24 protein-coding genes and 1 pseudogene are annotated in these 25,585 nt (G+C 61.5%); 16 read left to right on the top strand and 9 right to left on the bottom strand.

The features are described from left to right. Window positions 1–43 precede the first annotated feature (43 nt). From V4T21_RS16835 to V4T21_RS16825, 3 genes are read left to right on the top strand one after another with little or no spacing between them, the layout of a single operon-like run. The gene (locus V4T21_RS16835) at window positions 44–676 is read left to right on the top strand and encodes a hypothetical protein (RefSeq protein WP_332719004.1); all 633 of its coding nucleotides are present in this window, start codon (window positions 44–46) and stop codon (window positions 674–676) included. Window positions 677–696: 20 nt separating this feature from the next. After that, complete coding sequence (locus tag V4T21_RS16830) at window positions 697–948, top strand: curli assembly protein CsgF (protein WP_332719002.1); 252 nt, start codon at window positions 697–699, stop codon at window positions 946–948. A gap of 43 nt (window positions 949–991) precedes the next feature. Next, window positions 992–1,267: a curli assembly protein CsgF gene (locus V4T21_RS16825; protein ID WP_332719000.1), complete on the top strand. Its 276-nt coding sequence runs from the start codon at window positions 992–994 to the stop codon at window positions 1,265–1,267. Window positions 1,268–1,286: 19 nt separating this feature from the next. Here the strand turns inward: V4T21_RS16825 and V4T21_RS16820 are convergent, their stop codons facing one another. After that, a complete protein-coding gene (locus V4T21_RS16820) occupies window positions 1,287–1,733 on the bottom strand; it encodes a hypothetical protein (protein ID WP_332718998.1) in 447 nt (148 codons plus the stop codon). A 243-nt stretch (window positions 1,734–1,976) separates the two neighbouring features. Between V4T21_RS16820 and V4T21_RS16815 the strand changes: the two genes are divergently transcribed. Then, complete coding sequence (locus tag V4T21_RS16815; RefSeq protein WP_332718997.1) at window positions 1,977–3,122, top strand: helix-turn-helix transcriptional regulator; 1,146 nt, start codon at window positions 1,977–1,979, stop codon at window positions 3,120–3,122. 25 nt (window positions 3,123–3,147) lie between these two features. On the opposite strand, the gene V4T21_RS16810 is transcribed toward V4T21_RS16815, so the two are convergent. From V4T21_RS16810 to V4T21_RS16785, 6 genes are all read right to left on the bottom strand, one after another. Next, window positions 3,148–3,855, bottom strand: a complete 708-nt coding sequence (locus tag V4T21_RS16810; protein ID WP_332718996.1) for a response regulator transcription factor — start codon at window positions 3,853–3,855, stop codon at window positions 3,148–3,150. Further along, the gene (locus V4T21_RS16805; RefSeq protein ID WP_332718994.1) at window positions 3,852–6,551 is read right to left on the bottom strand and encodes a DUF4118 domain-containing protein; all 2,700 of its coding nucleotides are present in this window, start codon (window positions 6,549–6,551) and stop codon (window positions 3,852–3,854) included. Before V4T21_RS16805 ends, V4T21_RS16810 begins: the two co-directional genes overlap by 4 nt. A gap of 59 nt (window positions 6,552–6,610) precedes the next feature. Further along, the gene (locus tag V4T21_RS16800; RefSeq protein WP_332718992.1) at window positions 6,611–7,162 is read right to left on the bottom strand and encodes a potassium-transporting ATPase subunit C; all 552 of its coding nucleotides are present in this window, start codon (window positions 7,160–7,162) and stop codon (window positions 6,611–6,613) included. Further along, window positions 7,159–8,853: a potassium-transporting ATPase subunit KdpA gene (gene kdpA / locus V4T21_RS16795; protein WP_332718990.1), complete on the bottom strand. Its 1,695-nt coding sequence runs from the start codon at window positions 8,851–8,853 to the stop codon at window positions 7,159–7,161. The genes V4T21_RS16800 and kdpA overlap by 4 nt, the downstream gene beginning before the upstream one ends. Before the next feature lie 121 nt (window positions 8,854–8,974). Next, a complete protein-coding gene (kdpB, locus tag V4T21_RS16790; protein WP_332718988.1) occupies window positions 8,975–11,029 on the bottom strand; it encodes a potassium-transporting ATPase subunit KdpB in 2,055 nt (684 codons plus the stop codon). 58 nt (window positions 11,030–11,087) lie between these two features. Then, window positions 11,088–11,177 carry a potassium-transporting ATPase subunit F gene (locus tag V4T21_RS16785; protein ID WP_332718986.1) on the bottom strand — a complete coding sequence of 30 codons (90 nt, stop codon included), beginning with the start codon at window positions 11,175–11,177 and terminating at the stop codon, window positions 11,088–11,090. An 833-nt stretch (window positions 11,178–12,010) separates the two neighbouring features. On the opposite strand from V4T21_RS16785, the gene V4T21_RS16780 reads away from it, so the two are divergent. The 11 genes from V4T21_RS16780 to V4T21_RS16730 are packed head-to-tail and all read left to right on the top strand — an operon-like array spanning window position 12,011 to window position 23,229. Continuing rightward, window positions 12,011–12,736 (top strand): FadR/GntR family transcriptional regulator, encoded by a 726-nt coding sequence (locus V4T21_RS16780; protein ID WP_332718984.1) that lies wholly within the window; start codon window positions 12,011–12,013, stop codon window positions 12,734–12,736. Next, on the top strand, window positions 12,733–13,677 hold the full coding sequence (locus tag V4T21_RS16775) for a ribokinase (RefSeq protein ID WP_332718982.1): 945 nt from the start codon (window positions 12,733–12,735) through the stop codon (window positions 13,675–13,677). Before V4T21_RS16780 ends, V4T21_RS16775 begins: the two co-directional genes overlap by 4 nt. After that, entirely contained in the window at window positions 13,674–14,120 is a 447-nt protein-coding gene (gene rpiB, locus V4T21_RS16770; protein WP_332718980.1) for a ribose 5-phosphate isomerase B, read from the top strand. The genes V4T21_RS16775 and rpiB overlap by 4 nt, the downstream gene beginning before the upstream one ends. 17 nt (window positions 14,121–14,137) lie before the next feature. After that, window positions 14,138–15,235: an ADP-ribosylglycohydrolase family protein gene (locus tag V4T21_RS16765; protein ID WP_332718978.1), complete on the top strand. Its 1,098-nt coding sequence runs from the start codon at window positions 14,138–14,140 to the stop codon at window positions 15,233–15,235. 59 nt (window positions 15,236–15,294) lie between these two features. Then, window positions 15,295–16,794, top strand: coding sequence for an ABC transporter substrate-binding protein (locus V4T21_RS16760; RefSeq protein WP_332718975.1), 1,500 nt, complete (start codon window positions 15,295–15,297; stop codon window positions 16,792–16,794). 12 nt (window positions 16,795–16,806) lie between these two features. Then, window positions 16,807–17,766: an ABC transporter permease gene (locus V4T21_RS16755; protein ID WP_332718973.1), complete on the top strand. Its 960-nt coding sequence runs from the start codon at window positions 16,807–16,809 to the stop codon at window positions 17,764–17,766. Then, window positions 17,763–18,632 (top strand): ABC transporter permease, encoded by an 870-nt coding sequence (locus V4T21_RS16750; protein ID WP_332718971.1) that lies wholly within the window; start codon window positions 17,763–17,765, stop codon window positions 18,630–18,632. Before V4T21_RS16755 ends, V4T21_RS16750 begins: the two co-directional genes overlap by 4 nt. Window positions 18,633–18,637: 5 nt before the next feature. Then, entirely contained in the window at window positions 18,638–19,669 is a 1,032-nt protein-coding gene (locus tag V4T21_RS16745; RefSeq protein ID WP_332718969.1) for an ABC transporter ATP-binding protein, read from the top strand. Continuing rightward, complete coding sequence (locus V4T21_RS16740; RefSeq protein WP_332718967.1) at window positions 19,666–20,655, top strand: ABC transporter ATP-binding protein; 990 nt, start codon at window positions 19,666–19,668, stop codon at window positions 20,653–20,655. The genes V4T21_RS16745 and V4T21_RS16740 overlap by 4 nt, the downstream gene beginning before the upstream one ends. 37 nt (window positions 20,656–20,692) lie before the next feature. Continuing rightward, the gene (locus tag V4T21_RS16735) at window positions 20,693–21,475 is read left to right on the top strand and encodes an RraA family protein (RefSeq protein ID WP_332718965.1); all 783 of its coding nucleotides are present in this window, start codon (window positions 20,693–20,695) and stop codon (window positions 21,473–21,475) included. Further along, entirely contained in the window at window positions 21,472–23,229 is a 1,758-nt protein-coding gene (locus V4T21_RS16730; protein ID WP_332718963.1) for a SulP family inorganic anion transporter, read from the top strand. Before V4T21_RS16735 ends, V4T21_RS16730 begins: the two co-directional genes overlap by 4 nt. Window positions 23,230–23,356: 127 nt before the next feature. On the opposite strand, the pseudogene V4T21_RS19210 reads toward V4T21_RS16730, so the two are convergent. After that, window positions 23,357–23,647, bottom strand: a pseudogene (locus tag V4T21_RS19210) (sugar ABC transporter substrate-binding protein); the annotation flags it as partial. Window positions 23,648–23,737: 90 nt separating this feature from the next. On the opposite strand from V4T21_RS19210, the gene V4T21_RS16725 reads away from it, so the two are divergent. Then, entirely contained in the window at window positions 23,738–24,574 is an 837-nt protein-coding gene (locus V4T21_RS16725; RefSeq protein WP_332718960.1) for a MurR/RpiR family transcriptional regulator, read from the top strand. A gap of 177 nt (window positions 24,575–24,751) precedes the next feature. Here the strand turns inward: V4T21_RS16725 and V4T21_RS16720 are convergent, their stop codons facing one another. Further along, on the bottom strand, window positions 24,752–25,384 hold the full coding sequence (locus tag V4T21_RS16720; RefSeq protein WP_108398480.1) for a tyrosine-type recombinase/integrase: 633 nt from the start codon (window positions 25,382–25,384) through the stop codon (window positions 24,752–24,754). Window positions 25,385–25,585: the final 201 nt, after the last annotated feature.

The raw sequence follows: 25,585 nt of genomic DNA, 5'->3' as shown, positions 1-25,585 counted from the left end.
GCAATCCGGTTTTGACGGTTAGCAAGGTTTGATGGAGGGGAAATTGGGCAAGCTTTCTCGGATCACCAAATGTCTGGCGGCCTCCGCCGCCGCATTCGCAATCACCGCGGGTTCCGCTTTGGCTGCAGGTGAGATCATTGGCCTGGATGGTCAGCCGGTGCCAAATTCGCTGGGATTCATCGAAGAAGGTCAGGCCCAATTGCTCCTCAGCGGTGCCAGGGCCGCAGTGGCTCCCTGGGTTGCCAATGGGGAACCCAGCACCACCACCATCAATCAACTGGGCGAAAATCTCTTTGCCCTTTCGGGCATCGAGGGAACCTCGAACCTTTCGGCCATTTCGCAATCGGGAAGCAACAACCGCGCCGTTCAGGCTATCGCCGGCAACAGCAACGCCTTGCTGCTCGATCAAAGCGGGCAGAACAACAACGTGCTCCAGGCCAGCATCGGCAACGACAATCTCCAGCTCGTCGGCGTCTCCGGACAGGGCAACGACGTTGCCTATGTGCAGGCGGGGAACGAATTGGCCGGCGCTCTCAATGTGGGCGGGCGCAACTCGACTGTTGTGGCACTTCAGACCGAGGCAACCGGCCGATATCTGATGCCCATCGGACTGGGGGGCCTTCAGGACCAGGTCGTGATCGTTGTGCCCGGCCGCATGTACGTATTCAACAAATAGCAGAAATCGGGGTCACGGAAATGAAATCCATCAATATGCTCGCATTGGCCGCAGCAACAATAGCGCTGACCAGCCTGCCCTCGGTCGCATCGCCACTCGTTTACAAGCCGATCAATCCCTCGTTTGGAGGCGATCCGCTCAATGGCAGCTGGCTATTCTCTCAGGCCAGTGCGCAGACCGATAGCGCGGGTGCTCCCGGCTTTACGATCGATTTCCCCGATCTGGGACTCGTCGATGAAGGTGACGACACTGCCGAACAAGCCGAAGAATAGGCTTTAAATTTCTTCCAACACGCGATTTTCCAGGGGGAAGCCTATGAATGCCAAGTCAGCTCTGATCGCCGTGACGTTGTGCGCGCTGAGCGCCGCGCCTGCCTTCGCATCGCCACTCGTTTACAAGCCCATAAATCCGTCATTCGGCGGCGATCCGCTCAATGGGAACTGGCTGTTCTCTCAGGCGAGCGCCCAGAGGGAAGGCGGCGCGGGTTCGCCCGGTTTCACGATCGATTTCCCCGATTTCGGGAACATTGCGCAGCCTGGCATTGAGAATCCGGTCGAACTGCCCGAAGTCCCGGGTGACGGAACCAATTGATGCGTAATCAGCGGTTGCGTCAGTACTGGCGGATGATGGCCACATTGCCGGTGCCACGCTGGGAGACGACCGCACGATGATTGTTGCCCATCTGGCCTACACTGGCTGCATTGTTGAAACCGACCTGATGCAGAACTGCCATATTGCGCGAACCGGCCTGCAGGAGATTTGCAGAATTGTTGAACCCGTTCTGGACGATGAGGCCGAGATTGTCGGTGCCGATTTGGGTAAGATCAGCCTGATTGTTGAACCCGGACTGCAGCACGCTCGCCGCAGGCAGGTCCGCCTCGGCCAACGGCGCCAGCATGGCGTCCACATCGGTCGTCAGGCTGGCAAGATCGATGGTATCGATCGTCAAGACCGGCTGGCCGGTGACGAAGGGGGATTGTTCGATATAGGCGGGAGAGGCTGAGACTGCACTGGCCAGGCTCAAAGAAAAGGCGATAGCGGAAATTGCGATTTTCATTTTGGCGTCCCTGATATCAATACTTGTTTGATTTCCTTCAGGGTAGCTGGCGTTCGATTAAATTGCCGCCAACCGAGATAGTGAACAGTACGAGATTGAATTCTGTACAAATTTAGCTATCGATCTTTTCGGCGGCCCGGCAGCGGAAGACGTATCCATGCGCCACTCAGCGTTAACCCCGCAGCCGACAACGACTTTTCTGCACCTGGGTGTGGAAATGGAGCAAGGATACCGACTGGATCGATGGATAATGCCGCTAGAAGCTTGTTAACCGAGCTGCCAATCGAATCTCTTATCGACGCCGTCTATGATGCCGCCCTGGATCCGAGGCATTGGCGGAATGTGTGCGAGCTGTTTCAGGCCATGGTGGCGGAGTGTTATGTTTCCATCTCCACGACCGACCTTGCCACCAATCGCAGCGTGCGCGCCTATTATGTTGGCCACGACGACGCTTCATATCAGACGTACAAGGAACTCTACGACAGGGAGAACCCTCTGATCGGCGCCATGCGCAACCGCCCTGTCGGCGTGCCCTTCCGTCTCGACCAGATCGTTTCTCCCAGCGTCCTTTTTCAGACGCGCTTTTATAATGAGTGGCTGAAGCCGCAAAATGACCTGACGACCGGCGGCATTTTTTCAGCGTCGAACCAGCAACACCGCCTCGTTCTGTTCGCCGCCCTGCTTCCCAGCACGGCGCGGGCAGAAACGCTGACCCGTGTCATGGATATTCTGCAGGCCATTTCTCCTCATGTGTCTCGCTCGCTGCGGCTCAACCATAGCGCGAGCAAGGTGACCAACAAGGCCTCGGTACTCGAAACCTTCATGGAAGGGGCAAGAGCAGCGTTTCTGGTGCTGGATGAGGAGGGGCGTCCGCTGGAAACCAATCGCCAGGCCCGTCGTCTTTTCGATGCCGGCGTTCTCGAGCTTGACCTCGCCGGTGTCGTCGTGATGAAGGATCCGGAGGGATCTGCCTATATCCGCAATGCCGTCCTTGAGGCCAATCAAGGCACCAATGATTTCGGTGAAGGAATGCCCATTGCCATCGAAGGGCAGTCATCTCCAGCGTTCTTGCGGGCGATACCTCTGGGTTCTCAGGGTAAGGAGGCTTTCCACCAATTGCTCGGCACGCGTTCTGGCGCCGTAGTCATCATCTCCATAGCGTCATCCCAGCCCATGCTGGATGCGGCTCAAATCCGGTACGGCCTGTCGCCTGCTGAGGCTGCCGTGCTCCGCGGACTTGTGGACGGCAAGGATTTGAAAGAACTCGCGGCCGAACGCCAAACCAGCGTCAATACCGTTCGGAATCAGGTTTCCTCGCTCCTCGACAAGACATCCACCTCAAGCCAGCGCGAATTGATCGGTCTATTTGCCGGAACGCGACGGATTTAGGCACCCAGGCCTGCTGCCGAGACGCTCAGTCGGTGACGATCGGGTCGGCCTCGCGCAGGCGGTAGCCGACGCCGGTTTCGGTGGTGATGAATTGCGGTGCGTCGGGACTGCGCTCGATCTTCTGGCGAAGCTGACGAACATAGACGCGCAGATACTGCACGTCGGTCGAACCGCTCCAGACCTGATTGAGAAGGTGTTGATGGGTGATGACCTTGCCCGCGTGCTGAACGAGAATGCGCAGGATGTCATATTCCTTCGGCGACAGCTTCACGTCCTGCTCGCCGAGCTTCACGATGCGCCTGACGAGATCGACTGAAAGATCTCCAGTCTTAAAGATCGCCCGCTCGCCCTGCTGCTGGAGCTTGTGGCGCAGCGCCATTCTGATGCGCGCGACGAGTTCGCGGGTGCCGAAGGGCTTGGTGACATAGTCGTCAGCGCCCATTTCCAGGGCCCTGACGATACCGGCCTCGTCGGTGCGGCTGGACAGGACGACGATCGGTAGGTCGGCAAGCTCGCCGCGCAGCTTTTCGAGCAAATCGTGCCCTTGCATGTCCGGCAGGCCGAGATCGAGCAGGATCAGATCGGGCTTGTCGCTGCCGACCAGTTCCAGCGCGGCCCTGCCGTTCGGTGCCTCGATGACGGTGTACCCTTCGGCGGACAGTCCCACCCGCAGCAGTTTGCGGATCGGTGGCTCGTCGTCGACGACGAGGACCTTGACTGTCGCGTTGGTCATTGAGGCTCCTCCAGTTTCGGACGATCTGCGGGCACAGGCATCCGGATCGTGAAAACCGCGCCTTCGCGTCCTTGTCGGTTGCCGGCAACGATGGTTCCTCCCATCGCCTCCACGAACCCCCTGCAGATCGTGAGGCCCAACCCTGTCCCTGCGCGAACCTGATCGCATTTGCGCACCCGGTGGAAGCTGTCGAAGATTTTCTCCAGATCGTTAGCCGGAATTCCCGGCCCCCGATCGGAAACTTGCAGAACGACGCTGACCGTATCCTGCCAAGCCTTGATGGTCACCGCTGTTCGCGCCGGAGCGTATTTGGCGGCATTGTCGAACAGGTTGAACAGGACCTGCTCGAACAGCACGGGGTCGAGTTTCAGCATCGGCAGCTCGGGCGGAATGGAGACCGATATCTCGTGATCGGATAGAATTTTGGATGCACGCCTCAGTGCGGAGGCGACGATGTCGTCGAGATAATGAAGCGACATGTTGGGTGCCATGGCGCCGGATTCGATCCGGGTCATGTCGAGGAGATTGGCAATGAAGCGGTTAAGGCGTTCGGATTCGTCGATAATGGTGCCGAGCAATTCCTCGCGGTCCGCGTTGTCCATGGACTGCGCGTATTCCTTCAGTGTCCCTGCCGCACCCATGACGGCTGCAAGCGGCGTCTTCAAATCATGCGAGATCGAGGTGAGAAGGGCCGAGCGCAGCTTGTCGGCCTCCGCCGCGCGCTTGGCCCGGTCCACGTCGGCCACGAGCTGGATACGCTCGATCGCAATCGCGGCCTGGTCGGTCAGGGCATCGAAAAGCCGCTGCTGTTCGGGCGTGAGCAGCGGGCCTTCCCGGTCGTTGTCGAGGCCGACGACGCCGACTGGCGTCTTTCCCGTGATCAGCGGAATGTAAAGTCGCTTCGCGCCCGGCAGCGTGTCGGCGCCGCGGCCCGCCGGACGGTTGTGTTCCCACGCCCAGCGCGCGGCGGCAATGTCGGCATCGACCAGCGTATCGTCCGGGGGGTAGCCGGCCTTGACCACGACAGTGCCGTCGTCGGGCAGGAGAATCACCACGCGCACCTTGAGCATGGAGGCTATCTGGTGCGCGCTCGCCCACAGGACGTCGTCGAGCGACCCAGCGCCCGCCAGCCTTTTCGAGAAGAGATAAAGATCCTCCGTGCTCCGCGCTCTATGGCGCGCTGCCGCCGCCTGCCGATGGACGCGCGCGGTGAGGTTGCTCGTTATGATCGCGGCGCCGAGAAAGAAGAAGAATGCGACGACGCCTTCCGGATCGCGGATCGTAAAGGTGTAGACTGGATCGAGAAACAGGTAGTTGAGGGCCAGTGCGCCGATGACCGAGCCGAACAGGGCCGGCAAAAGACCCGCCGTGGCCGCTGAGGCGAGAACGGCCATCAGGAAAACGAGGGCAATGCTCTGGACGCCGAGCGCTCTTGCGAGAAGCTGACCAACGCCGAAAGCAATGCCGATATACAAAAGGCTGAGCAGATACGGCTTTACCGAGAAGCGTCGCGGTTCGGCATTCGCGATGCGGCGTGCGGGGAGAGCGTCATGCTCTTTGCCGGAGATGACGTGAATGCTGATATCGCCGGCCTGTCGGATCAGGTCGTGCGAAACCGACCCTTGCACGAATTCGCGCCAGCGGGATTTTTCGGATCGACCGACGATGATGTGCGTGACGTTGTTGGAAAGCGCGTAACGCACGATGTCCCTGGCAACCTTGTCGCCAGGGAGAGTGATTGCGTCTCCGCCAAGCCGTTCGGCGAGGCGCAGGGTGGTTGCTATCCGGTCCTTCTGCTCATCGGTCACGCCGGAGCTGGCTTGCTCCACATGCAGCGCGGTCCAGGGCGCGCGCAGCCGGTCGGCCTGCCGCCGGGCGTAGCGTATGAGCGACGGGCTTCGCGGATCATCGTTTACACAGACCAGTACCCGCTCGCCGGCTGCCCAGGGGCCGCGGATGGCGTTGGCCTGCATGTGATTGACCAACTGGTCATCGACGCGCTGGGCCGTGCGCCGCAATGCCAACTCGCGCAGCGCGGTGAGATTACCCGGGGAGAAGTAATTCGCGGTCGCCCGCTTTGCCGTCTTCGGCAGGTAAACCTTGCCCTCGTCGAGGCGCTTGAGCAGGTCCTCGGGCGTGATGTCGATGATCTCGATGTCATCGGCCCGGTCGATTACCGAATCCGGCACCGTCTCGCGAACCCTGATGCGGGTGATCTGGGCGACGACATCGTTCAGGCTTTCGATGTGCTGGACGTTGAGGGTCGTGTACACATCGATGCCTCGGTCCAGAAGTTCGAGAACGTCGAGATAGCGCTTTGGATGGCGGCTTCCAGGCGCATTGGTGTGCGCGAGTTCATCGACCAGCACGAGCTTCGGCTTCCGCTCCAGCACGGCATCGAGGTCCATCTCCTCGAGTTTCTGACCTTTGTAGTCAATGGTCGCGCGCGGAATAATCTCGAAGCCAAATGTAAGGCCCTCGGTCTCCCGGCGCCCATGCGTCTCGACTATGCCGATGACGACATCGGCTCCGTCGAACTTTCGCGACCGCCCCGACATCAGCATTTCGTAGGTCTTGCCGACACCAGGAGCGGCACCGAGGAATATTTTCAGGCGACCGCGCGTCTCCTTCTCCACCTGAGCGAGCAATGCATCAGGAGAGGGCCGGATATCTTCGGTGCGGTCTTTGGTCGGCATCCGTTGTCTTTCATGCATATGACGGCGGTTTCGAGTGGGAAACCACCGTCATTGTCACCTTACAACGCGTCGAGCGCCAGATTGAGTTCAAGCACGTTGACGATGCGGTCGGGACCAAGGAATCCGCCCGGTGCGAAAGCATCGCGGCGGATGAGCGTTTCGACCTCCTCGGCCGAAAGATCACGGGCCTCGGCGATCCGCGCGGCCTGATAAAGTGCGCCTGCTTCGGAAATGTGCGGGTCCAGCCCCGCGCCCGATGCCGCGGCCAACTCGGCGGGAAGCGGGTTGTCCGAGGTGGCACCATAGGCCGCCGCGATTTCGCGTCCGCGCTCGGCAATTTCCGGGCTGGTCGGAGACTTGTTGGACCCGCCCGCGCCGGCTGCATTGTAATCTACCGCCGACGGTCTGGGCCAGAAATATCGCGGCTCGGTAAAGGCCTGCGCGATCTGAGAGCTGCCGACGACTGTGCCGTCCTGGTTGAGGATCAGCGAGGCTTCCGCCGTGTGGGAAACCGCTGCCTGGGCGAACGCCCAGACCGCCGCCGAGTAACCCGCTACACAGATCGCCATGGTTGCGACCGTGATGCGCAGACTTGCAAGAAGAGCATTCATTGTCCGGCTCCGTTCATGAACATCAGATGCTCGGCAATCGGCCCGAGGGTCGCCGCCGGGAAGAAGGTCAGCGCGCCGACAACGATCACCGTCGCGCCGAGCATCGTAGCGAAAGTGCCGCCTTCAACGCTCAGCGTGCCACTCGATTCGACGCTGCGGCGCTTGGAAGCGAGCGACCCGACGATCGCCAGCGGCAGGATGATCGGGATGAAGCGGGCGAACAGCATCACAAGACCGGTCGCGACGTTCCAAGGGCCCGTGTTGTCTCCGAGCCCCTCGAAACCCGAGCCATTGTTGGCGCTGGCGGAGGTGAACTCGTAAAGGATCTCGCTGAAGCCGTGCGGCCCAGTGTTGTTGAGCGTATCGGCGCCCCAGGGCGTCGCGGCGAAGATCGCCGTACCGCCGAGGATGAACAGGCCATGGGCCAGAAGAGCGAACAGCGAGAGCTTGACCTCCTTTGCTTCAATCCGCCAGCCGAGATATTGGGGGGTGCGCCCGATCATCATGCCGGCAAGAAACACGCCGACGACGATGTAGAGGAACATGTTGATCATGCCCACGCCGACGCCGCCGAAGGATTCGTTGAGCCACATGCCGACCATCGGCATCAGTCCGGTCAACGGGTTGAGGCTGTCGTGCATCGAACCCACCGAACCGTTCGACGTCGCCGTCGTCAGGACAGACCACAATGGGCCTCCGGTCGGGCCGAAACGGAGTTCCTTGCCTTCGAGATTTCCGAGGGTCTGCTCTATGGGAAGGCTGCCAAATGCCTGGGTCGGCGCCATCTCGAACCAGACGGCACCCGTGGTCTTCACAGCCACGAACGCGAGCATCACGGCAAAAATGACACCCGCGTGCTTCATGCGGCCGATGATGCGGCCGAACATCCATACGCACGCCATCGGGATGACAATGATAGCGACCATCTGGAGGATGTTCGTCCAGAAGGTCGGGTTCTCCAGCGGATGGGACGAATTGGGGCCAAAAAAGCCGCCGCCATTGGTGCCGAGCTGCTTGATGGCGACAAAGGCGGCGACCGGACCGCGTGCGATGACCTGCTGGGCGCCTTCGAGCGTCGTTGCCACCGCCGAGCCGTTGAACGTCATCGGAACGCCGCCCAATGCGAGAAGGATCGCGAAAACCAAAGCCACCGGCAGGAGTACGAGGAAGGATGCGCGCTGGACGTCAATGAAGAAATTGCCAAAGCCGCGCCCCGCCAGACCGCGCGCCAGCGCCGTTAATGCGGCGATACCGGTCGCCGCCGAGACGAACTGCACCCACATCAGTGCGGCGAGCTGTGAGAAATAGCTCAGCGAGACCTCGCCGGAATAGTGCTGGAGGTTGGTGTTGGTGGTAAATGACGCAGCAGTGTTGAAGATCAGGCTGCCTTCGAGCGCTTCCTTGCCGTCGGGATTGAGCGGCAGGTAATGCTGAAAGGCGAGGATGCCGAAGGTGACGGTGAACATCACCGCGTTAAAGACCAGCATGGAAACCATGTAGCGTTTCCAATCCTGGTCCTTGGCCGCCAGCGGGCCGGCGACGAGCTGGAAAGCGCGGGTCTTGCCGGCGGCAAGCCCCGAGGACGGGTCGGCCGGATCCATCGCCCATTTCATGTAGCGGCCCAGAGGCCAGGAGAGCAGCGCCGTGCCGCCCACGACGAGGAGCACGAACAGTATCGACTGTATTGTCATTTCGATTTCTCCGTCATCGCCAGGATCAGGCCCGGTCGGCAGCGTTGGTCAGGGCCAGCAGGAGGCCGAAGACCGCGAGGCCGATGATGATATAGATCAGTGTCATGATAGGGTTCCTTGATCAGGCGAGGCCGATCGTAGTGACGATCACGTCGATCAGCTTGATGCCGACGAACGGGACGATCAGGCCGCCAAGCCCGTAGATGAGAAGATTGCTGCGCAGCAGCGCATCGGCGCCGATCGCCTTGTAGGCGACGCCTTTGAGCGCCAGCGGGATCAGAGCCACGATGATGAGCGCGTTGAAGATAATCGCCGACAGGATGGCGCTCTGCGGCGTTGCGAGCCCCATGATGTTGAGCGCAGCCAGCGGCGGATAGAGCGTGACGAACATCGCCGGCACGATCGCGAAATATTTCGCGATGTCGTTGGCGATGGAGAACGTTGTCAGCGCGCCGCGCGTCATCAGCAATTGCTTGCCGATCTCGACGATCTCGATGAGCTTGGTGGGATCGGAGTCGAGGTCGACCATGTTGCCTGCCTCGCGGGCGGCGACCGTGCCGGTGTTCATCGCCACGCCGACATCGGCCTGGGCAAGCGCCGGCGCGTCGTTGGTGCCGTCGCCGCACATCGCAACGAGCTTGCCCCTGGCTTGCTCCTCACGGATCAGCGACAGCTTGTTTTCCGGCGTTGCCTCCGCGAGGAAATCGTCAACGCCCGCCTCGGCGGCGATCGCAGCGGCAGTCATCGGGTTGTCGCCCGTAATCATCACTGTGCGAATACCCATGCGGCGCAGTTCCACGAAGCGCTCGCGGATGCTGCCCTTGACGATGTCCTTGAGGGCGACGATGCCGAGCAGCTTGCCGTCGCGCGCCACGGCCAGCGGCGTACCGCCCTTCCGGGCGACATCGTCGGCAATCGCCTGCAAGGCGCGAACCGTCTCGGCTTCCGCGCCGGCCGCAAGATCGGGGTGTTTGAGAACCGCATCGACTGCGCCCTTGCGGATCGAAGAGCCGTCGAGATCGACGCCGCTCATGCGGCTCTGCGCGGTGAACGGCACGAAGGTCGCGTGGATGCTCGCCATGTCTCGCGCCCGGATGCCGTATTTCTCCTTCGCGAGCACGACGATGGAACGGCCTTCCGGCGTTTCGTCGGCCAGTGAAGCGAGCTGCGCGGCGTCCGCCAGGTCCTTGGCGTCGACGCCCTTCACCGGCAGGAATTCGGTCGCCTGGCGGTTGCCGAGCGTGATCGTTCCGGTCTTGTCGAGAAGCAGCGTATCCACGTCGCCGGCCGCCTCGACCGCACGCCCGGACATGGCAAGCACGTTGAAGCGCACGAGCCGGTCCATGCCGGCGATGCCGATGGCCGAAACGAGCGCGCCGATGGTCGTCGGAATGAGCGTTACGAACAATGCGACCAGCACGGTGACCGGAATGTATCCGTCGGCATAGGCTGCAAAGGCGGGGATGGTCGCGGTTGCCAGCACGAAGATCAGCGTCAGGCCTGCCAGCAGGACGTTGAGCGCGATCTCATTGGGCGTCTTCTGACGCTCGGCACCCTCGACCAGCGAGATCATGCGGTCGATGAAGGTCGAGCCCTGCGCGGCCGTGATTTTCACCTTGATCCGGTCGGAGAGCACGTGCGTCCCGCCGGTAACGGCCGAGCGGTCGCCGCCCGACTCCCGGATGACGGGAGCGGATTCGCCGGTGATCGCCGCCTCGTTGACCGAAGCGACGCCTTCGATAACCTCGCCGTCGGACGGGATGAGGTCTCCAGCCTCGACAAGAACGATGTCGCCGACCTTCAGGCTGGTCCCGGACACCATCGAGAAGTCGTCCTGCGCGGCGTCAACCAGCAGCTTTGCTTCCGTTTCCGAGCGTGTCTTGCGAAGCGATTCCGCCTGCGCCTTACCCCGCCCCTCGGCTACCGCTTCGGCAAAATTGGCGAACAGGACCGTGAACCAGAGCCACAGAATGATCTGGAAGGAAAATCCGAGGTCTTCGGCCCCGGTCGCAAGGTCTTTCAGGAACAGCACCGTCGTCAGCACTGAAACCACGGCGACGACAAACATCACCGGGTTCTTTGCAAGAGCCGATGGCCTGAGTTTTTTGAATGCGCCCCCCATCGCGGGCACAAGAATGCGCGCATCCAGGATGCTCGCTGAGTTCGACTGGCTCATGAGAGACTCCAGCGTGGGATGTTGGTGGCTTGCTCTTTTCGGTCGGGCCGTTCGCGTGTCAGAAGCGCTCGGGGCGCAGCAGCACGTAGATCAGGTAGACGGTGATCAGCAGCGCCACCGCGCTGCCAAAAAGGAGTTCAAGGATCATTTTCCAGCCTCATCATTGCCTGGAGGCGTCGAATGCGGCGCGTCCGGATGGTCTTCCTCGCCGGCGGTAACGTCGGAACGGCGATCGAAGTCGGCTCGAATATGGCCCCGAACCGCATAAAGGTTCGAGAGAGACCGAAGGCACCAGAAATAGAAATCTTATAGGAATTCTATGCAGCGTTGGGCGAACTGCGGCATTGTCACGGCATCCGGAATGCCAGGATCTCCGGCTATGCCATCAACATGAGTTGCCTTGCGGCCGCTTTGCGTTTTCGCGGAAGGATGGGAATGACCCGTATTGGGTCGGAAGTCACCGTCGCGGCGCTCGGGATAGATTGGGCGGTCGCGTAAAATCGGCGGTATTTGGCGGAGAGAGAGGGATTCTCACCCGTTTTTCCGATAAGCTATTGTCCCGTCTAGTAAAAATGACAATATTGACTCGTCGGTGTGACGGCCAGCTGTAACAGTAGCTGCTACATTTGGGCGCCGCAAGCCTGCTCCACGACGGCAGTCTGGTGGAAGGGCGGGCGCGTTTTTGAACGTGCGGCCGAAATGGGGCCGGTTGCGGACTGGCAGCTTGCAGGCGATCGACACAGGAAAGCCGCCGTTCTCGGCCGGCAACAGCACACGGCCGCTCCCGACCCCATTCCCGCCGGCAGAGCACATCGTCGGCTGACCCAGAGACAGACGTTGCGAGCGATATGATAATCGCGCGCTTCAGGCGGATGCCCAAGCAGCAGTTCACAGTTGCGACTTGACCGCCTAAATGAATGGCGCGGCCAGTGGTCATACCACGGCCTTGACTCATTGGTATGACCATGATATGACCAGTGTATGAGCATGACAAAGTCCATCAGCCGCGCAGAAATCACGTCCTCGTCGGGCTACGAAAAAGTTGTTTCCTTCATCAAGGACCAACTCATCTCCGGCGCGCTGAATGAAGGCGACATGCTTCTGCCCGAGCGCGATCTTGCCATTGCGCTCGGTGTGAGCCGCCCTGTGGTGCGCGAAGCGCTGCGGGCGCTGGCCATCATCGGGGTCGTTGAGGTCCTGCACGGCGTTGGCACCATGGTCCGGCGGCCGAACTCGCAGACCCTGGGTGAGTTCTTCAGCATCGGTCTGGCGCCGCATTCCCAGATCATCGAGGATGTCATCCAGGCTCGTATTGCCATCGAATGTCAGGCCATCCGCCTGGCCTGCCGTTTCGCCACCGCCGCGGATTTCATGCAGCTCGAAGCCAGACTGGCGATGATAGAGCGCACGCTGGGCGATGCGGTGGAAGGTGCTCGGGCCGATTTCGAGTTTCATCGCACCATTGTGCAGGCGAGCCGGTCGCAGGCGCTGATCAGTATTTATGCCGTCATCTCGGACCTGCTCATGCGCTCGCATGTCGATCGCCGGCTGAAAATCAACGCGGACTCAGCCGTTCAAAGCATGGTCGATGCGCATCGCGATCTCATCGCCGTGCTTCGGGCAGGTGTGCCCGACGCCGCCGATCTGGCCCTGCGCCAGCACTTCACCATTGGTGCCGACAAGGACTGGGCGCCTGGAAAGCCATGACCGGCACTATTCTGGTCATCGGCAGCCTCAATCAGGATGTCTTTCTGAGGCTGGGTCGTGCGCCTTTGCCTGGCGAGACCATGCTGGTGCTCGACAGTTTCGTTGCGGCGGGCGGCAAGGGCGCAAACCAGGCCATGGCAGCGGCGCGGGCCGGGGGTGTGATGACCATGGTCGGCGCAATCGGCGACGATGCGCCCGGCCGGGCACTGCTCGACAGCCTGCGTTCCGCTGGCATCGGCTGCGCGGATATCGCCGTCCTGCCCGATGTGGCGACTGGCCAGGCCACGGTCATGAGCTATCCCGATGGCGAGAATACGATTCTCGTGAGCAGTGGCGCCAATGCCAGGGTCGATATCGGACACCTTTCCGGCGTGCCGGCGGCACTGCAGCGCGCTGGCCTGCTGCTCGTGCAGGGTGAACTGCCCGCAGATACGACCGAACATGCCATCGCCCTGGCGAAAGATGCCGGTGTTCCAGTGCTGCTCGATCCCGCACCCGCCGGCGTCGTGCGTCTGTCTTGGTTGCGCGATGTCGCCTTCGTCACGCCCAACCGGGTGGAGCTTTCCGAACTGACGGGTATGCCGACAGCCGATCTCGCCGCTGTCGAGCGGGCGGCTATGGCTTTGCGCGACAAGGGTGTGGGGCATGTGCTGGCCAAGCTGGGCCGCGACGGCGTTCTGGTCGTCGGCCCGGAAGGGGCGCGCCGCATTCCCACAATTGCGGTGGAGCCTCTGGACACGACCGGCGCGGGCGACATGTTCGCGGGGGCTTTCGCCACCATCTTTCTTGAGCGCGGCGACGTGCCGAACGCGGTCGCCTTTGGCGCGGTTGCCGCCTCGCTTTCCACCCTAAAAGAGGGCGCATCCGGTTCGTTTCCGGAGCGGTCACAGATCATCGAAGCACTAACGGGACTAGGGTCAGGTCATTGGACAGGCGAATGAAAATTGCGATCGGCGGAGATCACGCGGGCTTCTCTCTGAAGCCCCACATCGTGGCATGGCTCACGGACCAGGGGCACGATGTGCTCGATCTGGGAAGCTACGACGATCAGCCGGTGGATTTCCCCGATATCGCTGCGGCGGTCTGCAAGGCCATCAATGACGGCAAGGTCGAACGCGCCATCATGGTCTGTGGCACAGGCGTCGGGGCCGCCATCGCCTGCAACAAGGTCAGGGACATCCGAGCTTCGGTTTGCCACGACGTCTACACAGCCCGCCAATGCGTCGAGCATGACGATGTCAATGTCATGTGCATGGGCGCGCAGATCATCGGGCGCACTATCGCCGAGGAAATGGTCCAGACCTTCCTGCGGGCCGAGTTCAGCACGGCGCCAGAGTTCCGGCGCCGTGTCAGGAAGCTCGGCGAAATGGAAAGCAACTTTTAGGACGGAGAACGCGTAAAATGGCCGCTACCACATACAGCAAGATTTTCGGCTCCATTGCCGGCTCGCGCATCGGCTCGTCAATGTCCATGCCGACCGAACACCTGCCCATCGAGGAGAGCGAACGCCGCTACGGCTTCCTTGACGAAATGCGTGGCATCACTCAGAACGCCAAGGAATTCCGCTGGCCGCATGGGCCGCTGACGCTCAAGAAGCAGTACGAATTTCCCGCGGGCTCGACCGAAGACGGCATCGAGCGTCAGAAGCTGATTGCCGATGCGATCATCCAGAAGAACGATCGCATCAATATCCACGATCTGGCCCAGAGCTGGCTGCGCAACATCCGCGACGAGCATTTTGGCTATTCGCTGCACTACAGCGACAAGCCCTATTACGAGATGCTCAAGGCCGGAATGCATCCCAGCCATATTGGCCTGTTCAGCCTGTGGCCGCAGATCGTTACCTTCGCGCGGTCCTGCCACCCGATCGGCCTGGTCAATGCCGGCGATCCGGCTCAGGCCATCGATGACGTGTACCAGATCGGCTCGATCTATCACCAGCAGCACGGTACGGGCCTCCAGGTGGCGGCTGCCTATGCCGGCGCGCTGGCAGAGGCCATGCGACCATCGGCAAGTGTTGAAAGCGCCCTGCGCGTCGCGCTCGATCATCTCGATCGCTTCGTGCGTGCCGATTTCGAAGCCGTGTTCTCGATTGCCGAACAGGCGGAAGACATCAAGGACGCACGGCGCAAGATCAATGACTTCTTCATCTATCGCTACGGTGAGCTGAAAAGCTCGGGGGAAGAGGTCGTTTCGCGCGGCATGGCGATCACCATCCTGACGCGGGGCGATGCACGCGAGTCCATCCTGCACGGCGTCAACTTCGCCCGCGATACCGACTGCACCACTGCCATTGCCGCAGGCCTGTCCGGCGCGCTGTCAGGCATGGATGGCATTCCTGCCGATTGGATCGAAACGCTGGATCGCGCCACCAAGGCCAATACGGCAATCAGCGTCTGCAGCCGCTCGCTCGAGGAAACGGCCAAGGGCATCTACTCGGCGCTCGCCAACAACCACGCCAAGCGCAGCGAGATCATCCGCGAAATCGCCGCCCACTAGTTCCGTACTGACCACAGATCGTCCGCAGCGCGTACTGCGGCAAGGAGGAGAGGAACCCTATGACCATCAAAACATCCATAGTCGCTCTGGCGCTGGGCGCCACACTGACTGTCGCAACGCCCATGCTGGCCGTCGCCCAGGAAGACATCCTGCGCGTCGGCCAGTCGGTGGACCTCACATCCTTCGATCCGACGCAGTTGCGCATCGGCTCCTACACATCCACCTTTTTGCTCTACAATTCGCTTGGCCGGCTGATGCCGGATGGCTCGTTCCAGCTCGAACTGGCGGAGAGCCTCGATTGGTCCGAGGATGGCAAGACGCTGACCATTCAACTGCGCGATGGCGTTACTTTCCACGATGGCCGGCCAATGACCGCGGCCGACGTCGTCTTCAGCCTCGAATACGCTGCCACGCCTGAAGTCGGCGCCAACGTGCTGCCGCTCGCCCGCCTCATCGCCAGCGTCGAGGCCCCGGATGACCGGCAGGTCGTACTGACAGTCAACGGTAGTCAGGCCGCCATTCTCGATCTGCTCGACCTGGTGTTCATCATCGACTCCGCCAATCCCGACGCCATTGCCACCAGTGGCAACGGCACCGGCCCCTACCGCCTCGAAAATCACGAGCCGGGCCGGATGACGCGCTTTGTTCGCAACGAGAACTACTGGGGCGAAGCCCCAGATGCTGACGGCGTCGACATTCGCATCGTGCCCGATGCCCAGACCGCGGTGGCCCAGCTGCAGAGCGGCGCTCTGGATTTCCTTCCCGTCGCCAGCCGCGAGACCATCGACCAGTTGGCCAATGTCAACGGTGTCGTCACCGGCATCGCAGCACCGGAGGGTCGCGTGCTCGACCTGCTGATGAACGTCAAGGACGGCCCGACCGCCAATCCGCATCTGCGGCAGGCCATCAACCTGGCCATCGACCGTATTCGTATCGCTTCGGACGTGATTGGCGAGGGTGGCGTGCTCAAGTGCCTGCCATGGGCGGAACGTGAAATTGACCGTGTTGCCGGCTACGAGGACGCATGCCGTTACGATCTCGAAGCGGCCCGTGCCCTGGTCGAGGAACATGGCCTCGCGGGTACCGAGGTCGAGTTCATGACCTTTGCTCCCGCCGTGCCCGAACTGGGCGGCATGGCGCAGATCGTGCAGTATTCCCTGGGCGAAATCGGCATTCCCACGCGCATTGTCGATCTCTCCGAGGCCGCTGCCACCCAGCGCTACCGCGATAGCGATTTCGAGCTGGAATCGCACACTTTCGCGCGCGGCGGCCGCTCGGCCGAAGCCATGTTGCTCACGATCGTTCCTTTCCGTCCGGCGAACAATTTCTCCGGCATCGCTTCGGAGCAATACGCCACCGATGTGGGCATCGTGACCGGCAATGCCGCGCCCGACGAGGTGGCCGACGCCTGGACGCGCATTAACGACTTCATGCTGTCCGAAGCCTGGATACTGCCGGTCGTCAGCCTGCCGATCCGCTGGGCGTCGTCCGAGCGCGTCGAGAATGTCAGCTTCAATCTCGACGGCATGCCGATCCTGGCGACCGCCACGCTGAAGTAAGGGGTTCGGACGATGACCACATTCATCTTGCGTCGATTGCTGCAATGGCTGCCGGTCTTGCTGGTTTCAAGCATCGTGGTGTTCGTCATTGTCCGCGCCCTGCCGGGCGACGTCGTCGATGTCATCGCCGGACCGGATGCCGGTCCGGAAACGCTGGCGGCCATTCGTGAGGCTTATGGCCTCGATCAGCCCCTGCCACTGCAGTATCTGTTCTGGCTGTGGCAGCTCGTGCAGGGTCAGCTCGGCATTTCCTACATCTACAATGTCGATATTGCCGGCCTGATCGCCAGCCGCATTCCCAATTCCCTGCTTCTGGCAACAACCGCGCTGTGCATCGCCGTGCTCATCGGTGTTCCCGCCGGGCTGATTGCCGGCATGCGCAATGGCAAATGGCCGGACTGGATTGTCTCGACCGGGTCCGCCGTCGCGATTGCCACACCCGACTTCTGGTTCGGCATGATTGCAATCATGATCTTTGCCGTGAGCCTGGGCTGGCTGCCCGCTGGTGGCGCCGATGGCTCGTTCAGCGATATCGGCATGCTCGTGCGTTCGCTCATTCTTCCCGCAGCCACCCTAGCACTGACAGGAACCGCTATTCTTGCGCGCTTCACCCGCAGTGCCGCCATCGAAACGCTGGACGAGAACTTCATTCGCACCGCCAGGGCCAAGGGCCTTCTGCCGGGCCGCATCATCGTCAACCACGTGTTGCGCAACTCGCTCGTACCGGTCGTCACCATGATGGGCATCATCTTCGGCCGCATGCTGGGCGGCGCCGTAGTGATTGAATCGCTCTTTGCCTGGCCGGGTATCGGCAGGCTGCTGGTCCAGTCCATCCTTAATCGCGACTACGGTGTCGTGCAGGCCATTCTGGTGCTCCTGGTCGTTTTCTTCCTGGTCATAAACCTGATCATCGATCTGCTCTACGCGGTGCTCGATCCGCGTATCCGCACCGCCATGGAGAACGGCAAATGAGCGCCTTGACCACAACACGGTGGGCGGAGATCTGGGCCAAGACCCAAGGTCTCTTGTTCGGCAGCGCCACCGGTCTGCTCGGCGCGGTTCTGCTGCTGCTGATCTGCGCCATCGGTGTGCTGGCGCCCTGGATTTCTCCGTTCGATCCCAACACCCAGTTCTCCGGCCTGCGGCTGGTCATGCCGGGTGATTCAGGGCACATTCTGGGCACCGACGAACTGTCCCGCGATCTGTTGAGCCGGCTTATCCATGGCACCCGCACTTCGCTCATGGCTGGTGTCGCCAGCGTCACCGTGGGCGCGGCGATAGGCGTCATTCTCGGCATGGTTTCCGCCGTTCTGGGCGGGCGGCTGGATGCCGTGGTCATGCGGACCTGTGACGTCATTCTCGCCTATCCTGGCATTCTACTGGGCATCGTGGCCGTGGCCGTCCTAGGGCCGGGCCTGTTTCAGGTCTGTGTCGCCATCGCCGTCATCAACATTCCGGTCTTTGCCAGATTGATGCGCTCGGCTGCGCTGCGCGAGCACCAGCTCGACTATGTGAAGGCCGCCCTGGTGCAGGGCGCCTCCCTGCGCCGCATTCTGTTCGTGCATATCATGCCCAATTCCGTGGGCGTGGTGATCACCCAGATTTCGGCCGCTGTGGGCCATGCGGTGCTGCTGGAGGCGTCGCTGTCCTTCCTCGGCCTCGGCGTGCAGGCCCCGACGGCTTCGCTCGGCGCCATGCTCAACAAGAGTCGCGACTTCCTCGGCATGGCGCCAATGTATGCGATCGCCCCCGGCCTGATGCTCTTCGTGCTGGTGCTCGGGCTTAACTTCTTCACCGACGCGCTGCAAAAGGCGCTCAATCCAACGCGGGGAAAATGATGGGCATGCAGAACGCACAATCCGCCGTTGCCCCAGCCATTGCCGTCGAGAACATGGTCGTCCGTATCGGGGGTGACGAGACGGGGTTTGACGTCGTGCGCGATGTCAGCCTAGTCGTACAGCCCGGCGAAACCGTATGCATCGTCGGTGAATCGGGGTCCGGCAAGACGCTTACTGCTCTGGCGCTGATGGGGCTGCACACTGCGCCCGTCAACGTCACGCGGGGCCGCGTCACGATCGGCGATGTTGATGTTACCGGTCTTTCAGAGCGCAAGCTTGCCGGCCTGCGCGGCGATCAGGTGGCGATGGTCTTTCAGGATCCCATGACCTCGCTCAACCCTGTCCTCACCATCGGTGAACAGATCAGGGAAGTGATCGCTGCGCATCGCAAGGGTCTGGGGCGGCGCGAACTCGACGACATGGCCGAGGATATCCTCAAACGCGTCGGCATTCCCGCACCGCGGCAAAGGCTCAGTGCCTATCCCCACCAGCTTTCAGGCGGCATGCGCCAGCGCATTCTCATCGCCATGGCAGTAGCCAACGGCCCGCGCCTGATCATCGCCGATGAGCCGACGACGGCGCTCGACGTCACCATCCAGGCGCAGGTCATGGATGTCATGCGCGCCTCCGTTGCCGAGAGTGGCGCCGCTCTGCTGCTCATCACCCACGATATCGGATTGGTTGCGGAAACCGCCGATCGGGTGCTCGTGATGTATGCCGGTCAGATCGTGGAGGAAGGGTCGGTCTTCGATGTGCTCGGTCAGCCGCGCCATCCCTATACGCGCGCGCTGATGGCGAGCGTGCCGCGACCGTCCATGTCGCCCGCCGAAGACCTCGTCGCGCTTGGTGGCGAGCCACCCCGGCTGAACAACCTGCCGCCCGGTTGCAGCTTCCGGCCGCGCTGCACGCATTCGGGCGGTCGCCCGCAATGCGTGGAATCCGAACCGCGCCTGCGCCCCATTTCCGGGAGTCAGCGTTCTGCCTGTCACTTTGCCGAAGAACTCGTGAGCAGGATTTTTGAGGAAGGACGAGTATGATGATGAGTGCTTCACCATCGGACCCGGTCCTGCGTGTATCCGGCCTGGGCAAGCACTTCCCGGTTCGCACCGGCGTGCTTCAGCGTGTGAGCGGCCAGATCAAGGCCGTCGACGGCGTTGATTTCGATATCCAGCGTGGCGAAACCTTTGGGCTTGTCGGTGAATCGGGCTGTGGCAAATCAACCGTCAGCTCGATGCTGGTGGGTCTCGAAAAACCCAGCTTCGGCAAGATCACGTTTGAAGGCCGGGATATTACCGAAGCCAGCCGCAAGGCGGACGCCGATCTGTGCCGCAATGTGCAGATAGTGTTCCAGGACCCGTTCTCCTCGCTGAACCGGCGCATGACAGTGTTCGACATCGTCGCCGAGCCCCTCGTCATCCACGGGGTGGCCAGCGGCGACGCGCTGCGCCGTCGGGTTAATGACCTGCTCACGCAAGTGGGCTTGGCGCCCGATCACGCGATGCGCACCCCGGGCCAGTTTTCAGGCGGCCAGCGCCAGCGCATCGGCATAGCGCGCGCCCTCGCGCTCGAGCCGCGCCTCATCATTCTCGATGAACCGGTGTCAGCACTCGACGTGTCGATCCAGGCGCAGGTGCTCAATCTGCTCAAGTCGCTGCAGCGGGAGCGGGGGCTGTCCTTCCTGTTCATTTCGCATGACATGTCGGTGGTCAAATACATGGCCGATCGCATCGGCGTCATGTATCTCGGGCGCATCGTGGAAATAGCCGACCGCGCCTCGCTCTTCGCGCATCCCCGTCATCCTTATACGAAGGCTTTGCTGTCAGCGGTTCCCTCGGACAATCCCTTCGAGAGGTCGTTGGACAAGCGCATCATTCTTCAGGGTGATCTGCCCAGCCCCGTGGCCGTACCGCCAGGCTGCCGCTTCCACACGCGATGCTACAAAGCGCAACCGCGGTGCGCCAGCGAATCCCCTGTTCTCGAAACCGATGTGTCGCACGCGGCTGCCTGTCACTACCCAGAGTAGAATTCGACCATAGCCGTTCACAGATGGAGATATTGCCATGGATGCCGCCCGGCGCCAGGACATACTGGGTATTGTCGCGCAACTGCGGGTCTGCGATATCCGCGATGGACTCGATTGGGTCGGGATGCACCATATCGGCAGCGTGGACAGCGATATCCGGCCGCTCTGGCGCACCAAGGCCGCCGGCTTCGCCCGAACCTATCGCCATGTGCCTACACAACGGCGCATTCCGGAACTGTCGCCCGAAGATTATACCAAATGGGCCTTCGAATACTGGTCGCGCCAGTTATGGGATGTCAGCGCCCTCCGCCAGTCGGTGAGCGAGAGCGACTTCCTGGTTGTCGATACAATGGGGCAAAAGACCCCCGCGGTCGGCTCGCTCGATTCGATGATCTGGTCGGCGCTCGGCGTCAAAGGCGTCCTGACCAATGGCGGTACACGCGATACGGACGAGCAATTGCTGCAGAAGGCTCTCCCCTGCTGGTATCGCTGGATCGTGCAGCCCATGTATCAGGGCCGGGTGGAATTCGGTGACCATGATGCGGTCGTCGAAATCGGGGGTGTCGCGATCAGGCCCGGCGATCTTGTCGTTGCCGATGGCGATGGCGCCATTGCCGTGCCGGCCGACCTGATCGACGATGTGCTCAAATACGCTGTTCAGGAGGCCGAGAATGATCGCGCCGGCCGCTCGGCGCTCTATGACGTCCTGGGTTTGCCGCCCGACGAGAGCCTGGTTCGTGCCTTCGACACGCCGCCCCATCCCTATGCGAAATCCGCCGCCGAAATGGCACGGCGTCTCGCGCGCAAGTCGTCCGAATGAACTTGAGGTCGTTGGTCGCCGGGGCGACGAAGATGGTGCCCATTCTCGCCTGGGGCCGGCACTATAACCGTCGAACGCTGGCCAGCGATCTCGTCGCGGCCGTCATTGTCACGATCATGCTGATCCCGCAGTCGCTGGCTTACGCCTTGTTGGCGGGCCTGCCTCCCGAAATGGGGCTCTACGCTTCCATCCTGCCGCTCATCGCCTATGCCATCTTCGGCACCTCATCGGCACTGGCAGTCGGGCCGGTGGCGGTCGTCTCGCTGATGACCGCCAGTGCGGTGGGCCGCATCGCCGCCGAGGGTAGCCTCGACTATGCCAGCGCCGCCATCATGCTGGCCATGCTTTCTGGCCTGATGCTGCTTGTCATGGGCCTGTTCCGGCTCGGCTTCATCGCCAACTTCCTCTCTCATCCGGTGATCTCCGGCTTTATCACGGCCTCCGGCCTGATTATCGCCACCAGCCAGATCGGCGGCCTGCTCGGCATCAGTACTCACGGCCATGCCATGCCCGAACTGGTCATGTCGATCAGCGCCAATATCGATGCCATCAACTGGTGGACATTTGCGGTGGGGATTGCGGCGCTGGGCATGCTGTTGTGGATCCGCCTCGATCTCAAGAACTGGCTGGCCCGCTGGGGCATTCCAATGGGCGCCGCAACCGTCATCGCGCGCGCCGGGCCGGTGGTGGTCGTGTTCCTCACCATGGCCTGCTCCGTCGGTCTGGACCTGGGCGGAAAAGGCGTGCCCCTGGTGGGGGACGTGCCGCAGGGCCTGCCCATGCTGAGCCTGCCGGCATTTGATCTCGATGTCATCGGCCAGCTGGCGGTACCGGCCCTGATCATCTCCATCGTCGGGTTCGTCGAATCCATCTCCGTGGCGCAGACGCTGGCGGCAAAGCGGCGCGAGCGCATCACGCCCAATCAGGAACTGATCGGTCTGGGCGCCTCCAACATGGCCGCATCCCTGGGCGGGGGATATCCGGTGACCGGCGGCTTTGCCCGCTCGGTCGTCAATTTCGACGCGGGCGCCGCCACTCCTGCGGCGAGCGCCTTCACTGCGGTCGCCATCGCCGGGGCGACGCTGATGCTGACTCCGTTCCTCGCGATCCTGCCCAAGGCGACGCTGTCGGCGACGATCGTCATTGCCGTCTTGACGTTGGTCGATTTTTCAATTTTCAAGCGCGCCTGGTCCTACTCCAGGGCCGACTTTTGCGCCGTTGCCATAACCACGGCGGGCACACTGCTGTTTGGCGTGGAAGCGGGCATAGCGCTGGGTGTGGGCGCGTCCATCCTGATCTTCCTCTATCGATCTTCGGTCCCCCATGCCGCCGTTGTGGGGCAAGTTCCGGGCACCGAGCATTACCGCAACGTCAAGCGGCACGAGGTCGAGACCGTACCCGGCATCCTCTCCATCCGAGTGGACGAAAGCCTCTATTTCGCCAATGCGCGCTACCTTGAAGATCTGGTCCTGGCGCAGATCGCCGAAAATCCTGATACGACCGATCTCATCCTCATGTGTTCGGCCGTCAACACCATCGACATGTCGGCGCTCGAAAGCCTCGAGGTCATCCATCACCGGCTGGCCGAGGTGGGTATTCGCCTGCATCTGTCGGAGGTGAAAGGCCCGGTCATGGACAAGCTCGAAAAGACCGAGTTTTGCATCCAAATTGCTGGCCTACATCTGAGCCAGCATAAGGCAATTTCTTTCGCGACCGCGTTATCGCGGTACACAACGCCCTCAAGGAAAATGTAGACCCTTTCACACCTGACTTCCACAGTGCACGTGGCAAGCTGGCGAGCGTCGCGTGAAAGAAACGCTTTAATGACTGAACTATCGACGGTCGCGATGGTGAACCACATTCTGACGTTTCCATGGCGTGGAACGCCTGGGGATAAGGGTCTTGGTTCACGGTGCCGGCAATCTTGCCATCATAGATGAACTGGCGGTTATCGGCCGGATAGTCGCCTGAGAAGAAGACGACGACATCGGTGCGCTGGTTGCGCAGGGTGTTTTCGACGGCGGCACCGCCTTCTGGTCCCTGCATGACGATGGCGTCGATTTCACCGGACGGGAAGCGGCTTAGCAGATCTTGCACCACGGCCAGACCCTTGGCACTGTCGAAGTCGTCGGACACGCAGGCGATCTCAGTGATCTCGGGGTGGAGGGCCATGGCCTCGTCTCAGCCCTGGGCGCGCAGAACCTGTGCCGGGCTCGATAGCGGGCCCATGACATAGGCCACTTTGACCGGTTCACCCTTGAAATGGTCGGCCACGAGTTGGACCTGCAGGCGACCGAATTCCATGTCGTCGGCGCCCACATAGGTGATGACATCGACGTCGGAACTGCCGAAGCCGGCCTTGTGGCCGAGCTGCGCGAATTTAAGCTCTGCCTAGCGCAAAACCTGGCCGTCAACGCGCGTTTTATGGCCAATTCGGTGACCCACACTGATTCCTTCTCCGAACTCGCCATGGCGATGAAGGAAACCCTGACGACAGCTCTCGCTGACGCAGCGTCCGATCTCGATATTGCCGCCTTCGCCGCGGCGCTCGATGTCATCGCGACCGCTCGACACCTGTGCGTCCTGCCGGCCGATCAGCTCTCACAGGGCAGTGCGCTCGATACACATATCCGCCTGCTGCGCATGGGCATGGAGTCATCGGTACATCTGGTTCCCGATGAGCAGCGCATGATCATCGGCTCGGCGCGCGGCGATGTCGGCTTTATCTTGCTGACCACCGATCCCTCAGCGCTCGATGGTTCCGACCTGCTCGATATCCTTAACAACCAGGACAATCCGGCGATTTTGATTTCGCCGTCTAGGTCGCGGCCAAGCTTTCAACGGCACCCACCTCACTATCCGCAACAACCTGCCGCTGGAAATTTTCGCCCATTCGGCCTGCGCTACAAACAGGCCCTAGTCATTGACCTGTTGTGCACAGGCCATTCACTTAACCTGTCCGAGGGACTTACAAAACCTCGCCGCCCCGTGAACGAACAGCTGCCGCCACCCCTCAAGCCACCGGGTGAAATTCGGTCGGGTCGGACTGATACCTCAGCAAGTCGAACGGACGCATCGTCCTATTTCAACGATCCTTGACGCAAGACAAACCGTCCGCATCGCATCTCACATTCGACGGATCGCCCATCACAGTGGAATGTCCGCTTTCGGCAAACTTGCAAGGCTCGTCGAACGACTGGAATGGGGGCGCGCAGTGAAGACGGGCAGGGCAGGGGCATGTAGCGGCTCTGCCCAGAATGGGCAAAGCCGCAGGGCTTAAATCTCCGTTGCCTCAGACAGCGAGAGTGCATCGTCTACGTCGACACCCAGGTACCGCACGGTGTTCTCTATCTTGCTATGCCCGAGCAATATCTGAATGGCTCTCAAATTGCCTGTGGCCTTGTAGATGATCGACGCCTTGGTTCGGCGCAGCGAATGGGTGCCATATTCCTGCGGTGTCAGACCGATGGCGGTGACCCATTCGTCTACCAGGCGCGCGTACTGACGCGTGCTCAGGTGGCGATCAGCATCGACGCGGCTCGGGAACGCAAAGTCATCGACCGTGCCGCCTCGTCGCTCCAACCAAGCCAGCAGGCTGGTTCTTGTGTCTGAGGTGATCTCAAACTGAACAGGTCTGCCCGTCTTCTGCTGGATGACCATCGATCTAGAACGGATTGTCGGGCCAGCCACGAGTGTGCCGATCTTGATCTTCACCAGATCGCATCCCCGTAGTTTGCTGTCGATCGCCAGATCAAAGAGCGCTCGATCTCGCATTCGACCTTCGCGGTCGAGGAAGAAGCGGATCGACCATACCTGTTTGATCTTTAGAGCGCGTTTTGCGCCGACCTGTTTGCCGGCGTTCCAAGCTGGCCTCCCTGCCGCAGCAGGATCATACTGTGAGATACCCATTACGTTTCTCCTATGGCCAAAGTGGCCGGCAGAGGAACGGTTGAGCAACGGGCCCTACGGCCGTGGACATCAAAGATCGCCAAAGGGGCAGGGGGCTACCGACCCCATTGAAGACACCAGATGACCTATTGTGCTGTTCCGAAACCGGTCGTGTCCCAACTGGTGGTGTAGCTGAAGGGTGGTCATCGACGGATTTCCGGT

It is taken from the genome of Pelagibacterium mangrovi, from assembly GCF_036662815.1.
Lineage (GTDB): Bacteria > Pseudomonadota > Alphaproteobacteria > Rhizobiales > Devosiaceae > Pelagibacterium > Pelagibacterium mangrovi.
This window is presented reverse-complemented; position numbering and strand designations above follow the sequence as displayed.